10 protein-coding genes are annotated in these 16,656 nt (G+C 46.8%); 4 read left to right on the forward strand and 6 right to left on the reverse strand.

The features are described from left to right. Window positions 1–373: 373 nt before the first annotated feature. The 3 genes from ileS to H8K55_RS19320 all read right to left on the reverse strand — a co-directional run bounded on the left by ileS (window position 374) and on the right by H8K55_RS19320 (window position 6,943). Window positions 374–3,253, reverse strand: coding sequence for an isoleucine--tRNA ligase (gene ileS / locus H8K55_RS19310; RefSeq protein WP_186943710.1), 2,880 nt, complete (start codon window positions 3,251–3,253; stop codon window positions 374–376). 177 nt (window positions 3,254–3,430) lie between these two features. Continuing rightward, window positions 3,431–4,399 (reverse strand): bifunctional riboflavin kinase/FAD synthetase, encoded by a 969-nt coding sequence (locus tag H8K55_RS19315; RefSeq protein ID WP_186943711.1) that lies wholly within the window; start codon window positions 4,397–4,399, stop codon window positions 3,431–3,433. Window positions 4,400–4,690: 291 nt separating this feature from the next. Beyond that, on the reverse strand, window positions 4,691–6,943 hold the full coding sequence (locus H8K55_RS19320; RefSeq protein ID WP_186943712.1) for an HzsA-related protein: 2,253 nt from the start codon (window positions 6,941–6,943) through the stop codon (window positions 4,691–4,693). A 332-nt stretch (window positions 6,944–7,275) separates the two neighbouring features. On the opposite strand from H8K55_RS19320, the gene H8K55_RS19325 reads away from it, so the two are divergent. Continuing rightward, window positions 7,276–8,922, forward strand: coding sequence for a hypothetical protein (locus H8K55_RS19325; protein WP_186943713.1), 1,647 nt, complete (start codon window positions 7,276–7,278; stop codon window positions 8,920–8,922). Between the two features lie 407 nt (window positions 8,923–9,329). Beyond that, the gene (locus H8K55_RS19330; protein WP_186943714.1) at window positions 9,330–10,724 is read left to right on the forward strand and encodes an HD-GYP domain-containing protein; all 1,395 of its coding nucleotides are present in this window, start codon (window positions 9,330–9,332) and stop codon (window positions 10,722–10,724) included. 65 nt (window positions 10,725–10,789) lie between these two features. Here H8K55_RS19330 and H8K55_RS19335 read toward each other — a convergent pair whose 3' ends face one another. Then, window positions 10,790–12,169, reverse strand: coding sequence for a GGDEF domain-containing protein (locus tag H8K55_RS19335; protein ID WP_186943715.1), 1,380 nt, complete (start codon window positions 12,167–12,169; stop codon window positions 10,790–10,792). Between the two features lie 307 nt (window positions 12,170–12,476). Here H8K55_RS19335 and H8K55_RS19340 point away from each other — a divergent pair, with 307 nt between their 5' ends. Further along, window positions 12,477–13,226 carry a substrate-binding periplasmic protein gene (locus tag H8K55_RS19340; RefSeq protein WP_186943716.1) on the forward strand — a complete coding sequence of 250 codons (750 nt, stop codon included), beginning with the start codon at window positions 12,477–12,479 and terminating at the stop codon, window positions 13,224–13,226. Window positions 13,227–13,249: 23 nt separating this feature from the next. Here the strand turns inward: H8K55_RS19340 and H8K55_RS19345 are convergent, their stop codons facing one another. Further along, window positions 13,250–13,579: a DUF2322 family protein gene (locus tag H8K55_RS19345; RefSeq protein WP_186943717.1), complete on the reverse strand. Its 330-nt coding sequence runs from the start codon at window positions 13,577–13,579 to the stop codon at window positions 13,250–13,252. Between the two features lie 281 nt (window positions 13,580–13,860). On the opposite strand from H8K55_RS19345, the gene H8K55_RS19350 reads away from it, so the two are divergent. After that, complete coding sequence (locus tag H8K55_RS19350; RefSeq protein WP_186943718.1) at window positions 13,861–14,178, forward strand: hypothetical protein; 318 nt, start codon at window positions 13,861–13,863, stop codon at window positions 14,176–14,178. A gap of 172 nt (window positions 14,179–14,350) precedes the next feature. Here H8K55_RS19350 and H8K55_RS19355 read toward each other — a convergent pair whose 3' ends face one another. Then, window positions 14,351–16,474: an amidohydrolase family protein gene (locus tag H8K55_RS19355; RefSeq protein ID WP_186943719.1), complete on the reverse strand. Its 2,124-nt coding sequence runs from the start codon at window positions 16,472–16,474 to the stop codon at window positions 14,351–14,353. Window positions 16,475–16,656: the final 182 nt, after the last annotated feature.

Raw genomic sequence — 16,656 nt, forward strand, 5'->3', positions numbered from 1 at the left:
ACCATTTTTGCCGCGGTAGTAGGTGCCAACTCCAGTCGCACTACGCGCTCCTTACGCAGGCACCTACTACCGCAAAACCATACAACCAACTACAAGAACAGACAATCTATAAGACAGCATACAAGGGGCAGGGTGTCAAAGCATGCTTTGACGGGGATTCAGATTCGGATAGCGTCGATTGAGGCATGATCGCTAATGCAAAAAATCGATCAGCGTTTTCATTCGACTTATTCGTTTCTGAACTTCCCTCACCCTAGCCCTCTCCCGCTTGCGGGAGAGGGGACTTGTTCTTAAGCAGGGCGGGTGCAACCCGCGCGGATTCAGACTTTATTGCCTTCCGAGCAGCGCGGGTTTCACCCGCCCTACATTTACATCAAGCGTACTTACGTTTCTCACCCGCACCAAACAAATTGCTATTACAACGACCGCACAGTGTTGGGTGCTCTGCATTTACGCCCACATCAGCGCGATAGTGCCAGCAGCGTTCGCATTTTTGATATTTGGATGCGTTGACGACGACCGTTTCTGCTGCTTCGCTCGCGACTTGTTCTACGCTCGCGGCTGAAGTGATCAAAGCAAACTTCAAATCATCTTCCAGGCTACTCAATACGTCAAATTTGTCGCCGCTGGCTTTGATCAATACTTCCGCTTGCAGGGAAGAACCAATCGCGCCCGAGACACGCACTTCTTCTAGTTGCTTAGTCACGTCTGCACGTACCGCGCGCAAGCTTGCGTACTTCGCTTCCAACGCTTCGCTGTTCGCAATCGCTGGTAATTCGTAGTAAGTTTGCGTGAAGATGGTTTCATCGCTGCCTGCAAAGGCTTCTGCACTGGCGAAACTTTGCCATGCTTCTTCTGCGGTGAAAGACAAGGTAGGCGCCATCAAGCGCAATAAGCTTTGCGTGATGTGCCAGATTGCTGTTTGTGCAGAACGACGTGCGAATGAAGTTGTGCCGCTGGTGTACAAACGGTCTTTCAAAATATCGAGGTAGAAACCACCGAGATCTTCTGAACAGAATGATTGTAATTTGGCGACTACTGGATGGAATTCAAAGGCCTCGTAATGCGTCAATACTTCTTTTTGCAAAGCAGCCGTGTGTGCGATTGCGTATTGATCGATTTCCATCAAATCATTAACCGCAACCGCATCTTTGCTGAAATCAAAATCAGAAGTATTCGCCAATAAGAAGCGCAAAGTATTACGCATGCGGCGATAAGATTCTGTGACGCGTTTTAAGATTTCGTCAGAGATAGAGATTTCGCCAGAATAGTCAGAAGACGCCACCCACAAGCGCAAGATGTCGGCACCTAAAGTATCGAAAATCTTTTGCGGTGCTAAGGTATTGCCCAAAGATTTAGACATTTTTTTGCCTTCGCCATCGACCACAAAACCGTGCGTCAGCAAAGCTTTGTAAGGTGCGTGACCATCGAGCATGGATGCAGTCAATAAAGACGAATGGAACCAGCCACGATGTTGATCTGAACCTTCTAAATACAAATCAGCAGGGTAAGCCGATTGTGTTTTGTGTGAGCCGCGCAAGACTGTGAAATGCGTGGTGCCAGAATCAAACCACACGTCTAAAGTGTCGCGATTTTTTTCATACAGCGGCGCTTCATCACCGAGCATTTCTTCTACGGTGATTTTTTGCCAGGCTTCGATGCCTTCTGCTTCAACGCGCTTGGCGACGAGTTCTAATAACTCTGGCGTGCGTGGATGAATCTGGCCAGTTTCTTTGTTCAGGAAGAATGCCATCGGCACGCCCCATTGACGTTGACGTGATAAGGTCCAGTCTGGGCGATTCGCGATCATGCCGTGCAGACGGGCTTTGCCCCATGCCGGGAAGAAGGCGGTTTCATCAATCGCTTTTAATGCAGTTTCGCGTAAGCTGGCACCGCCATCGGCTGGTGTGTTGTCCATGCTGGCGAACCATTGTGAAGTGGCGCGATAGATGATCGGTGTTTTATGACGCCAGCAATGCATGTAGCTGTGGTCGAACATTTTTAGCGAGAACAAAGTACCGGCTTCGCGCAATTTATCGCAGATCGGTTTGGAGGCTTCCCAGATCGTCATGCCTGCAAAGAAAGGCAGCCAAGATGCGTAACGCCCATCGCCCATCACAGGGTTGAGCATGTCGTCGTCTTTCATGCCATGTGCTTTGCATGACTGGAAATCTTCGATACCGTAGGATGGGGCAGAGTGAACCACGCCGGTACCGGTTTCGGTGCTGACGTAGTCGCCTAAGTACACTGGTGAAAAGCGATCATAGCCTTCGTGTGTTGAAGACAATGGATGCTTGAATTTGATTTCAGACAGTGCTTCACCAAGGCAAGTAGCGATGATTTCGGCTTGCATGCCCCAATTGGTGAAGGCAGTTTCGATCAAGTCTTTCGCCATCAAAATCAGGCAAGGCTCGCCATCACGTTCGGTTTTGATCAGAGCGTAAGTGATCTCTGGATGCATGTTCAAAGCTTGATTCGATGGGATGGTCCACGGTGTTGTGGTCCAGATTACGCAATAACCTTTTTCCAGTGGCAGCTTGTCGAGACCGAAAGCTTTGGCTAATTTATCGTGCTCAGCGAAAGGAAAGCCGACATCGATGGAGGGATCGCGTTTGTTTTCGTATTCAACTTCTGCTTCCGCCAAAGCAGAGCCGCAATCGAAACACCAGTTGACTGGTTTCAAACCGCGATACACATAGCCTTTTTCGAATAACTTACCAAGTGCACGGATTTCATCGGCTTCGTTACCAAAGGCCATGGTTTTGTATGGATTGTCCCATTCACCCAATACGCCTAAACGGATGAAGTCGGCTTTTTGACGCTCGATTTGAACTTCGGCGTAAGCACGGGCTTTTTCTTGGACTTCGGCGACGGGCAAATTTTTACCGTGTAGTTTTTCGATCTGGATCTCGATAGGCATACCGTGGCAATCCCAGCCTGGTACGTAAGGCGCATCAAAGCCAGCCATCGTGCGTGCTTTGATGATCATGTCTTTCAAGACTTTGTTGACAGCATGGCCGATGTGGATATCGCCATTCGCATACGGAGGACCATCATGCAAGATGAATTGTGGACGGCCTTTGGCTGCTTTACGCACGCGTTCGTAAATTTTCTTTTCTTGCCAGCTTTTTACCCATTGCGGTTCGCGTTTAGCGAGATCACCGCGCATAGGGAAGGGTGTTTCTGTCATGTTGACAGGGTATTTGCTAGTAGGTTTTCCGGCTTCTTTTTTCGCTTGCTTTTCGTTAGACATAGTTTTCTTCGTTTAAATTAAATTTTGGAATTCTTTGGGTGAAGGTTCAAAAGCTTTGCCGCAGAGGCGCAGAGCACGCAGAGGTTTTTTTGAGGAATCTCTCTGCGTCCTCTGCGCCTCTGCGGTTAAGCTTTCTAGTTTTTCATCCTATATTTTTATGAACCTGCCGAGCGTTCTTCAAATTCGGTCAGTCGCAGAGCCGACACGTTGTTGAAAGTAGCTGCGTGCTTGATCGGCATCGCGGTTGATCGCGGCAGTTAAGGTCGGCAGATCGATATATTTTTCTTCATCGCGGAGTTTCTTTAAAAACTCAACTTGTATTACTTTTCCATAGGCATCGACCATGTGATCGAGGATGTGGGTTTCGAGTAAGACCCGACCGCTATCGTCGACCGTTGGGCGTACGCCCATACTGGCAACAGCGGGTAAAGGCTGCTCACTTAGGCCATGCACTTGCACCACAAAGATGCCCATCACTGCTGGTTTGTGATGAGCAATGCGAAGATTGAGTGTAGGAAAGCCAAGAGTGCGTCCCAACTTTTGACCATGTACAACATGACCAGAAATTTGATAAGGGCGACCAAGCAGATGTTGTGCTTCGGTGAAGTCACCAGCCGCTAGGGCAGTGCGTACTGCAGAAGAAGAGATGCGTTTGCCGTCACGTTCTACTGTGCTCAAAGTTTGCACTTCAAAACCATAACGTTGACCTGCCTCTATCAAGGTGTTGATGTCGCCTGCGCGTTTTGCGCCAAAACGAAAATCATCACCGACCATCACTAGTTTGACATGCAGGCCATCGACCAAAATCTTTTGGATGAATTCTTCGGGGCTGAATGCCGCGAAGTGGGCATTGAAATGTTCGACGATCACGCGGTCTATGCCAGCTTGATCTAGTGCGGATAAATTGTCGCGGAGGTTGGCGATACGGCTCGGAGCTTTCGACAAGTCACCTAGCATTTGCGCAAAGAAGGCGCGCGGATGCGGTTCAAAACTCATTACTGCAGCTTCGATGTTCAGGCGTGTGGCTGCTGCGCGCAAATGAGACAGTAATGCCTGATGCCCAAGATGTACGCCATCAAAATTACCAATTGCCAAAGCGCACGGTGCACGAGCGGCGGCATTTGGGAGTCCACGGAAAACCTTCATAGGTCAAAAAATTCTTATGTAAATTGCGAGTTGAGCTGTATTGTTTGATTCGACTTTATGCGCTAAGTCGATGCATTTCTGCAGAGCAAAAATAGAGCTTAACAAAAACCCTTGATTATAAAGGCTTTTCACAGTGAATTTAGGTGATTTTGTGTGCCTTATTGCAGTGCAGGTAAGGGAATTTTCAAAATGAGCCTTACATAGCAACGAGATATGTATGCCCGTTTCATATTTTTTGTTGGTTTTGCGGGCTATTTCTCGTCTTTTAATGGAAGATGGGAATATGTTCTCTTATTTATTAACTTTCTTCCAATGCTGCAATAGACTTCTTAGTGCTTCTGGCTGATTCATCGGCGCGGGGAAGTTTGCTTGGTCACGTTGGTTTACTCCATGGCAAGAAGCGCAGACCCGGATTTCACCTGCTTTAAAGCTGACCCAATTTCGTTCCCTGACGATGGGTGTGCCTTGCGGGTCGGTGGTTTGCCAGGTTAAAGCACGCGCCGCTGGTACGAAGGCCGCGGTCGATCCATCTTTGGCAATCACTACACTACTTGCCAAGGAGGGATTGAGCGTATTGTCAGGGTTAAATTGACCAAAGTTCTTGATGGTTTGCGCCAAATGACGTCTGCCGGGGCGATCCGCATAAGCGCGTATCTGCTCAGCCTGCAGTATCTGAAAATGTTGAATGGAATACACTTTGGCATCTGGCGCATTAATCGCCGTTTGTTTGACGCCGCCTGGCACTTGCAGATTGTAGGCTTGCTGCAAATCTGCGCGATCACGACTGGTTTGATTACGAGTAATGATGAGTGCGAGATTTTGTGTTTGTAGCCAGTGGCGTAGTTGCGTTTCATCGACTTGTTCTGCTTGCAGAATCGCACGTTCTGGTGATTCTAGGCTTGCCAGTTTGGCTGGCAATATGCTGCGCGGTCGTAATTCCACTGCTTCTAGTTCCCATAAGTCTCCACTGTATTGAACTAGTTTTCCTTGATCCCACCAACTCAATTTTTTATGTAAGCCCGCCGTGAGATAGTCTCCAGTGCTATAGAGTTGGCGTTCGTCATTCCAAGTCAACCAGCGCAAACGCAAATCGGGCAAACTGGCTTCATGTTCGGGAGGTAATGCGAGACTGGTGTGACTGGCGATCAGGCGTCCATCTGAGAGCGGTAAGGGATTGCGGTAACGGCCATCTTTTAGGTTGTCACTTTTGTCGATTTGCGTCACTGCCGTGACTTGCATTTGCTCGGGATTAAGACCAGGTCGTGCCGTTAATTTGACAATGCTATCGCTGGTGAATGAAGCTGATTCGCGTGCATTGATGCCAAAAAATACGCCAGGTTCTAATGGATCTTCACGCAAATGAAAAATGCCACCTTCGCGGCGTAGTGAAAGACGGTTCGCATGAAATTGTTCGAGAGTGCGATTGCTCAAGTTTTTATCGCTTGCAAAACTTGGCGTCAGGTAGCCAAAGGACAGCTCGTGTAGGCCGACGTGATTCACCGTTTCTTCGTTCGCACCGTCTTGATCAATTTGCCAGATCGTAAAGAAGTTGCTGCGAAATGCATTCACCTTACCGTAAGAATTAGTGCTGCCCACACGTGATTCCGGGAAAATTTCTTGTCTATGTGGCAGTTTGTGTGCGTTGACTGTTTCGTCCGAAAAATTGAAAGATCGAAACGGCAGTGCAACACCATTATGTTCGGCATCGCGGTCTCTATCTGCCAGCTGATCTTGTTGTAAGTGATCCCAGCGCGTGAAAATAACTCTTCCAAAGCTATCAATTAGCGGATTAAATGCGCCGCTCGGTGTGTGGCTGAGCAATTGCAATGCGCCGTTGGTGGGGTTGAGTTTCCAGATGCCGGTAATACTCGGTGTGGCCTCGTATTCATCTAACTGCGGATACAGATGAAGTTCGCCGTTGCGTGGGCGATCAGAAGTGAAAATAATATTGCCATCGTCAGCATATAAGGGCGACAAATTATTGAAGCGCGCATCCTGATGGGTAACTTTGGTGATCTTGGCGGCTTGATGCCGACCTAAACCTTCCACTTCATACAGTTGCCAGCGATAGGGGTTGTCGTTTTGATTCTTAGAGGGAGAACCAAGTAACAGACTGAAGATTGCTTTCTCGCCACTTGGATGCGCAGAAGGTTCGCGCACCGCGATAGCTTTGCTAGCTTGTAGCCCAGAGTTGCCAAGGCCAGCTTCTCGCGTCAGGTTGCGCACATGACCATCGGTGTAACGGAGCATTAAATCACCACCACGTGGTACATCCTGTACTGTGGTGCGGTGATTCGCGAACGCGGATAGACGTGTATTTCTGTCGTCCGCAGTTGGGACTTGCGTGACGAATAATATGGGATAACTAATTTTTTCTATAGCTTTTGGTGCAGGCGAAGGTGTGCTTGTATCTATATCTTTCGCATTGAGTGGCTCAGCCGTCGTTGCCGCAGCGCTGCCTTGTTGTTCGTTGCGTTGGCAAGAGCTTAGGCAAATTGTAAGTAAGAAGACGAAAGAAAAGTGGAAAGTAAAATTCTTGAGCATTTTGTGCAGAGCAAAATTAATTGGGTCAATCTCGATCAAACTGTGGCTGAGTTATCACAATAAGTCGCTTCGCTGTTATCGAAAAACGTGAATCAGAAAATTGATTGCGCCTATTTGCGATTTATTGCGCTTGATTTGTTCAGTGTGGTTGATCTTACTTGAGTTTTTTCGGATTTTGCGTCAATCTTGGCATTAAATATATAAATAGGACTTACGTAATATCTTTGTTGTGATTTTGCGTGAATCTTGAAAAAAGTAAGACAGCAAATTTTTTAAAGTGAATTTTTTAAAAATATTGACTGAATTATTAACGAGACTACCGAGAAAATATTATGTTTGAAACTAATTCAAAATTTCGTTCGCGCAAAGGCCTTGCGTTGACCAGCTTGGCGACCTTGGTCGTCGCTTCTATTGTGGTTGCTTGCGGCGGTTCAGGTGGATCTCCGGTGGTAACAAATCCTGGAAATGGCACTGGCACTGGTACAGGAAATGGTACGGAGACCGCTTCTGGTATAGGGAATACAACGGTCGTTGGCCCCCCTTGGTTAAATTATGGTGGTAACGCTCAGCATGATGCATTGTCCACTGTGGCGACGCAGGCGTTTTCGAGAATTGTGTGGCGGGCTCCAGTCGATCTCGCACCTAAGTATTCTGCTCAGGGTTATTTGCTGGTGCACTATGGCTCCCCTGTGATCACTGCAAAAAATACTGTAATTTTGCCAGTGAAAACGGCATCCGATCCAGTCTATCGATTTGAAGCGCGGAACGGTGCTGACGGTAAATTGATTTGGTCAGAAAATACCGACTACATCATGCCGTCCTCACGTTGGACTCCTACCTATAACGTTAATCTAACTCCGAACAATCGAGTCTATGCACCGGGTGCTGGTGGTAAATTGTTTTATCGGGAAGATGCCGATGCGGGTACCGCTACCTTAAAAAATATCGTGTTCTATGGCGATGCAGTGTACGCCGCGAATAAGTCTACATTGGATAATGCAATTGTCATTAATACTCCAGTCACTAGTGATGCGCAAAGTAATGTGTATTTTGGTTTTATTGCGAACGCTGGAAATGCTGCAGGTCTAAGTAGTGGCATTGTGCGTATCGGTGCTGATGGTAAGTCAACTAATGTCAGCATAGCGACAATCGCTCCGGGTGTGGGTGTCGCCAAGGTCGCTACCAATAGTGCGATTGCAGTCTCGAAAGATCAGAAGACTTTATATGTTGTCGTGAATGATAATTTTGCGCTGGGGTTACGTCAGAGCGGGTATCTGTTGGCACTTGATAGTACGACCTTAGCATTGAAGTCTAAAGTTCAGTTGATCGATCCCTACGAAAAAGGGGCTGCGAATATTTCGGATGACAGTACAGCGTCACCTTTGGTTGCACCAGATGGCGATGTCTACATCGGTGTCCTTGAGAAAACTTATGGCACTCATAATGCGCGTGGTTGGTTATTGCATTTCAATGCAGATTTATCGCAGACCAAAACACCAGGTTCTTTCGGTTGGGATGATACTCCATCAGTTGTTCCGGCTAACCTAGTTGCCAGTTATAAGGGGAGTTCCTCTTACTTATTGATGGTGAAATATAATAATTACGAACGTGCTGGGTCTGGTAACGGAATGAATCAAATTGCGATTCTTGATCCACAAGTGGAGCAAGACGATAAAATTTCTCCTGTGAAAACGATGAAGGAGGTTTTAACCATGTTAGGACCAACCCCAGATCCTAATGTGGCAGGTGGATTCATAGAATGGTGCGTGAACACTGCCGCGGTAGATCCCTTCACAAAATCTGTGATTGTGAATAGTGAAGACGGCATTTTGTATCGCTGGGACTTGACTACGAATTCATTGGTAGAAAAAATCCGTCTGACCAGTGGCATGGGAGAATCGTATACACCCACAGCAGTAGGTGCCGATGGCAAGGTGTACGCGATCAATAATGCGGTGCTATTTTCGATAGGTAAATAGTGAAATAATAAGTCTGAAGCAGTAGAAAATTTGCCGGGTCGATTTATTTCTACCCGGCAAATTATTGTGATTTGATGTATTCTCTACCGTGATCATGGCTTCCTGAGTGACAAGGGTCTGTTGACATATATTTTAGGCAAGCGAATGCGCGCAAATGGGCACAGGGCTAGGCGCAAGCTGCGCGGTAGTGCTGGCACTATAAGCAGATTGCAACAACGCCATGTGCCCATTTGAGCCATTCCCGGAGGGTTTCACTCAAAATGCACGATGGACTGCGTTACATCTCTTGCTGGGGCGGCCAGCCGCAGCGGCGAGATGTGCCTTGCCATCCTGCATTTTGAGTGAAACGCTTGACTAAAATTTATGTCAACAGACCCTACTCAGGACTGCACCAAAGGGGATGTCAAATGTCGGAAACGAGCTTGAATCAGGATGAAACCAATACCAGCGCGGTATCTGGACTAAAATTATCCGAACTGATCAGTGCACTGAGCCACGCACTCGATATCACAGAAGGGCAACCAGAAGGTCACTGCATACGCTGTTGTTGGATAGGTATGCACATAGGCAAAGAAATTCATCTGCCTGAAAATCAACTCTGGGATTTGTACTACACCTTATTACTCAAAGACCTCGGATGCAGCAGTAACGCCGCACGTATATGCGAACTGTATCTGGCAGACGATCTGCAATTTAAACGTGACTTCAAAACGGTGGGGGATAGCCTGCCGCAAGTTCTACATTTTGTACTTAAACACACAGGTTTAAAAGCAGGCCTCGCCGAGCGTTTTCGTAGCGTGCTAACTATACTGCGAGATGGTCGCGAAATTGCGCAGGAATTGATCGCGACGCGCTGTCAGCGTGGTGCCGAAATTGCGCGACTACTGCGTTTTTCTGAAGATGTGGCACAAGGCATTTATAGCCTGGACGAGCACTTCAACGGACAAGGAAAACCTGAGGGTTTGCAAGCCGAAACGATACCGGTTTTTTCACGCATTGCCTTGCTCTCACAGGTGATTGATGTCTTTCAAATTGCCGATGGTGCCCAAGCTGCCTTAAAAGAAATTCGTGAACGCTCGGGTGTTTGGTTTGACCCCTTACTGGTAGATGCTTTTGAACGTGTCGCGCAGAAAGAAGAATTTTGGCAGACGTTGCAAGCAAAGGATATTACTGCCCGTGTTGTCGCCTTAGAGCCGCATTCTTTCGTCGTGCCTTTAGATGATGATTATTTAGACGATATCGCCGCCGCTTTTGGACAAGTCGTTGATTCTAAGAGTCCTTACACCAGTGGTCATAGCGCAAGAGTTGCCTTGTATACCGATATGATTGCCGAGGCATTAGCGTTGAGTCCAGAACGTCGACGTTGGCTCAAGCGCGGCGCTTTATTGCACGATGTTGGCAAGTTAGGCGTTAGCAACAGCGTCTTAGATAAAGCGGGAAAGCTCGATATCTCAGAATGGGATGCAGTTAAGTTACATGCCAGTTATACCGAAACTATTTTGTCGCGTATTAACGCATTTTCTGAATTAGCCTTAGTCGCATCAGCTCATCATGAACGCTTGGATGGAAAGGGATATCCTAAGGGATTGAGTGCAGATCAAATTAGCCTTGAAACACGCATTATCACCACCGCGGATATCTTTGATGCGATTACCGCAGAGCGGCCTTATCGCGGAGCAACACCGATCCCGCAGACTTTAGAAATTATGTCTGAAAGCCTGCATACGGCGATAGACGAGCGCTGTTTTGAAGCGTTGAAATTAGCGATTGTGAAATTGGAAGCCGCTGGTCACGCTGCATAAGCCAAGATAGTGATCGGTAAAATTTGATTGCAATTGATTTTCACCGCGCTCAAATTTCAACGCATTTAGATTTCAACGCGATTGCGACCAGCTGCTTTTGCCTGATACATTTGCTTGTCTGACCTGACCAGCATCTCGTGGTGATCGTGTAAATCCTCCTTTGCGATGACGGCACCTATACTCACAGTGACCTGAAGAGTTTGATCGCCAAATACAAATGGCGTATTTTGAATTGCCGCACGCAGGCGTTCTAAGATGATTTTTGCTTCATCCAAATTCGTACCTGGCAACAATAGCGTGAACTCCTCTCCACCATAACGACAAACAATATCAATCTGGCGCAAAGATTGCGGCAAGACTTTAGCAATCGTGCGTAAGACTTCGTCACCTGCGGCATGGCCATAGACATCATTGATATGTTTGAAATGGTCAATGTCCAGCATCGCCAATACGAAAGTTCGGTGAAACTTACGATAGCGCTGCCACTCGTCAGCCAGAATATTTTCGAAATAGGCGCGATTATGCAGGCCAGTCAGATTGTCGTGCATAGCTTTTTGCTGCCAACTCTGGCTCTGTTCTATCGATAGATCAAGTTGCCGCTGCTGTATTGAGACGCTCTGTGTAGCGAGCGTGGTGAACATGATGAAGCTCATCAGTAATAAATGCGCTTGATCTTGATTCGCGATCGCAAATGGTCCCAGATTTTTTGTACTGAGGCTTAGCAAGACCACCGTGGCGGTTAAGAGCAAGAAGCTGACTGCGCTCGCTTTAGCGCGATAGGCGAGGAGCAAAGCAATCGCAGGGAAAAAATAAATCGCACCAGGGAACTGACGAAAAGCCAGCCAGACGCCGCCAAGCGCAATGAGTATGTAAGCGAAATTGGGTGCAATGTTGGCGTCAATAAAGCTTTCTTTGCCCTCAGATCCTGCACGCCAATCAGCATATAAGGGATAGATCAATAAAATACCTAAGCTATCTGCCGCAATCATTTTGGCAAGGAGCGTGAAAAAGTGATTCGCAGGCAGATAGGAGCCTATGACCAGATTACTGACTAAAATAATGCCGGAGCAAAGGGTAGGCAAAAAACACACTAAGAACACAAAGCGAAATAAGTCGGCGGCACGTTGCAAGCCATGTGTAAAGTATTTTCGCAATAAGCTGGCAGCGATCCAGGCGGCTAGAGTGTCGGCTATTGCTGCAATAGCCGTATGTAAATTGCTGTGCCACAAATCAGGCAATTGCATACCTGACCAGTTTGCCAAAAAGCTTGCGGTGAGGATTAGTGGAAGCGCCCGCGCTTTCCCTATCAGCACCATGATCAGGCCTATGCCCGCCGGCAACCATAGCAAAGTGATGTTGGTGGGCTGCAATGCAAATACCGCCATACCAAATCGGGCAGTTAAAAAATAGAGAATACTTAGTAAAATCAGGCTAAATGAAGGCATGTGTTATTGTTGAAATTTGTCTTCGTGGTGCTCGGTCATGGGTAGCTGTGTAAAACTCTACGAGGCTTTGTGCGGTGATTCAAGTTATTTTAGGTGAAGTGATGTTTTTTGGAATGGATTTGAATGCAGTGGCAAGCCTACGTACAGAAAGCATCGCAGAATTCGTCAAACAGCGGTATGCTCATCTTTGAAGCATGATGATTGAAATGCTGTGTTTATTGCATATGAACATTCGAGCACACCAGCACACGACGATTTTTCACTCAGAACGACATGGGTACATTTTGTTCTTAGAGCAAAAATGATTATGGCAAAACTAAGATTTCTAGGTCTCAGTTTATTGTTGAGCCTTATGACATTGAATGCTTATGCGACTACGGTGATTAAGGTGTATACCTATCACCTAAAACCGCCGTTTGTTGTGAGAGAAGCGACCAGAAATGGTTTGTATTTTGACGCCATAGATTACTTCAATAAGAGAAGTACACAATATCAATTTGAACTACATTATTTACCACGTCGCCGGCTTGACCTCATGGTGAATGCCGGAACCTTAGATGGTCTGGTAATTGGTGTAAACCCGCTTTGGTTTAATGATAAACAAGAACATAAATATTTGTGGACTGGTACTTTATTGCATGATGTCGATGAAGTTATTTCTACGAATGAAAAAGCCTTTGAATATACAGGATTAGAGTCGCTGACTGGCCTACGAGTTGGCTTAGTTCTTGGGTACTATTATTTTGGTGTGAGTGAAATGGCGGTTGCCGGAAAACTCATGCGTGATGACGCTAGTAGTGAAGACCATAACTTTAAAAAACTACTGGCGGATAGGATTGATGTGGCGATTATTAGCCGCTCTAATCATGATTTTGTCATGAAACATCAACCCGAACTTGTTGGTAAATTCTATATTTCCAGTAAGCCTCATGATCAATATGAACGTCGCATCATGATTCCTTTGTCGATGACAAAAGTGCATAAAGCATTGGCGGCTATCGTGTCGCAGATGCACTCTGATCCAGTATGGAAAGAGCGCATCGCAAGTTATCGCTAAGCCGGGTTGTTTTGAAGGTGTGCTTATTTTTGTATGAGTTTGACGGTGTAACTGAGTTTGACTTCATCCGGGCTATGGTTTTGTGTCAATGCAAATAGACGGTCAATATTGGGATGCTTGCCAGGAAACTCTATCGCATCTGCAGTGTGTTCGGCATAAATTTGCAATCCTTTATTGGCCGCCGCTGCGTTGATTTCTCCGAACTCTTGAAACAAGGCGTTATAGACCTTCACACTTCCTGCAGAGCCAGGCTTATTCTCAATGCGGGCCTTTAAGTCATTTCCTTCGTAAATTTCTATAGCCTCTAAGTGATCGATGTTGGCTAAGGCATCTAATATTTCTTTAAATTGCATGCGAAATTCCTTTAATTATGGTGGATATGTCGAATTGATTGGTGATCTTGAGTGAGCTTGATGCGTTCGATTCAGATTTTCGCCATGTTAATCGACCGCCGCAGTAAAACACAAGAAATCCGTAGCACGGAGCAAATAAAAATAGGGTCAACGATTTATTTGGCTAGGTGTGTCAACACATCTGGAGTTGCCTGCGTTGTGGAAGGGCGTAGTGATTTTCTACGGCAATCAAACTCTCTTAAGCTCATAAGCTTTTAAGCTAACATTGGATGGGAATAAAAATGAACAAATTCATGATGACTATCGCAGTTGCCACTATCACGATGGGCACTGCCTTCGCACAAACACCAGCAAAACCTGCTGTCGCAGTGGATGCCGCAGCAGCCAGCAAAGCCAGCTCAGCAAAAGTTGCGGCGTCAGCGATGGCCGAAAAAGCCAGTGCAACGGCTAGCGCAGCGGCGAGCGCTACGGCTGCACCAAGAGATGCGGCAACAGGTATGGCGAGCGGAAAACGTCAACATAAGCCTAGCGTCAAAGCGGCAGACGCTGCAGCTTCAACAGCAAGTGCGGCCGCAAGTGCAGCAGCTAGTAAGAAGTAAAAAGTAAACATCAAATAAGCACGAACGGCGGCACAAACAGCAGCACAAATAGCAGCACGAACAGCGGTCGTCGCTAGAAATAAAAAACCCGTTTCTGATCAATCGCAGAAACGGGTTTTTTGTTTGCGCAAAGTTCAGCGAATGTGTACCTCACGCTTCTTGCTAAGCTAAATTAATCGCGTCGTGCAGTACCAAAAAAGCGTTGCATCGCAGCTTCATTTGTGCCGATCGCATTGCTAGCTGATGCTGGTTGTAAGACTTTGAGTTCCGGTTTGTTTTCAACGAAGGGCTTGATTCCCATGTTTTGGTGAATTTCGCTTGGATACATTAAATAGCCACGACTAATGACCGCTGCGACTTTGCGTACGTCTTCGATGTTCTTCGTTGGGTCGCCATCAACCAACACCAGATCGGCCAGTTTGCCCACCGTGATTGAGCCGCGCTCTTGTTGAGTGCGAGTGTAAATCGCGCCATTACGTGTGGCAACTTGCAAAGCTTGTGCAGGCGTCAGACCTGCTTTTACCAAAAATGCTAGCTCTGAATGTAGAGTGAAACCAGCGATCTCATCCGTACCCGCGACAATGGGGACGCCAGCTTTATACAAACGACCAACAAATTCCACCATCTTGGTGTAGGATTTTTCGTAGCGTTGATGCATCGCCTCATCATCGATTTTCATAGTGCCGACTGAAAAACCACGTCGCACATCGGGTGGCATGTGATCCGCAATCGTAACGAATGGTTCATTCATTGTGCCATCTTGTTGGCGCAAGAAAGAGAAAGTCGCCAAGGTTGGATCAATCGCAATTTGTTTCGCTTTTAGCCGCGCGATGAAATCTTTGACAGGTTTGGAGTTGAAATCAAGATCCACCGTTTTGTTCGCAGGAATGATGAAGCGGTCTAAGGTGCGGGTATCTGTTTTGGGTGTCGCCAAGAAGTTCAGCATCACTTGATTGATATGCTGAATTTCATCGTAGCCAGCATCTAAAGCTTCAAAGGCGCGCAGACCGACCGGGATATGACCAGATACACGCAAGCCACGCTGATGTGCATAGGCGACCGTATCTTTCAAAATCTCTTTAGGAAATGAATTGTAGATTTTGAGTTGCGGGTAGCCGTGTTGTGCATACCAATCGATCGCATACTTAGCTTGCTCCAGATTTTTGATGACAAAGCCATTGTTGGCGGAATACGGACTTTCACCTTCTAAAAAGCCAGCTGGAACGATTTGTGGTCCTAACAAGTCTCCCTTATTCACTTCGTTTAAGATCAACTGCATTTGCGCATTGTCGTTACCCATATCACGTACGCTAGTAACGCCAGCGGCGATATTCAAGCCGCCATCCCAACGTCCAACGTGACCATGCATATCGAATAAGCCTGGTAACAGAATTCGACCAGCGGCATCGATTTCTGCTTCGGCGCCGCGTACTGGAGAACCAGCTGGCAAGATTGCCGTGATACGTCCGCGTAAAACATAGACATCGGAAGCCGTACCTAGTTTGGCTTTTTCACTGTCAAAAATGCGGGCATTGCGAATCACGGTTAAGCCAGATAACGGATGTTGTAATTTTTTCGCCCAGTCGACTAATACTTTTCCTTCTGCCACTTTTTGAAAATTTGCCAGCGCTTCACCATTGGCTTGCCATCCTTCTGCAATCACTTTCATATAACCGGGAATCACCACTGCGAACATTTGTGGATCTTTGCCAGTCGTCGCCCACACAAACTGTGGCGATAAACCGATGCCACTTTGCGCGAGCAATTGTACGGTTTGTTTTTTGTCGCCGTTGACGACTTCAATCTCTCCGATTTTGCTTTGTGTCAGTGTGCCGGAGGGGAGTAGCGGTAAACGTTTATCGGCTGAATTTTCAATGGCAGCTATCGACAAGGCACCGATTGCGAATGAGCTATTCAATGGAATGTAGAGCGCAGAACCTTTGACGGTTTTACTGCCTTTTTCAGAAGTGGATTTCCATTCAGCGAGGTCGCCCTGGCGCTGATACGTTTCGTTAATCACCGCGCCGAAAGTGGAATTTCCAGTGACTTTGTATTGATTGATTAGGCCATCTGCACCTACACGAAATTCTTCGTTGAGCTCTGGACCACGGCCATTATCTTTAAAGATAAAACGCACCTTAGTCAAACCGTTATCGTCTTTTTGTACGACTTGTTCACCAGCTTGTTTGCCGTTTTCGACGAAAATCAAATAGCGAGTCGTTTGAGTATCTGCGTAAGCGCTGGTACTTGATAGCGCGAACAGACTAGATGCTAGTATGGTTTTTACTAATTTCATGTAGGTGCTCCCTTAGTTTTTATGCTGGACTCGGATCGAGTCAGGTCGTTACGAAAAAATGCCTCGCTACTGTAGCATGTGGATTTCCAAGCTCGGCGTAGCTTTCAGATGAAATAAGGAAATCTGTGGTCAAAAAGCAAATGGGGCAGATCAATGACATGATCTGCCCCAAATTCGCAAAT

Source organism: Affinundibacterium flavidum (genome assembly GCF_014284175.1).
In the GTDB taxonomy this organism is placed as follows: domain Bacteria; phylum Pseudomonadota; class Gammaproteobacteria; order Burkholderiales; family Burkholderiaceae_D; genus Undibacterium; species Undibacterium flavidum.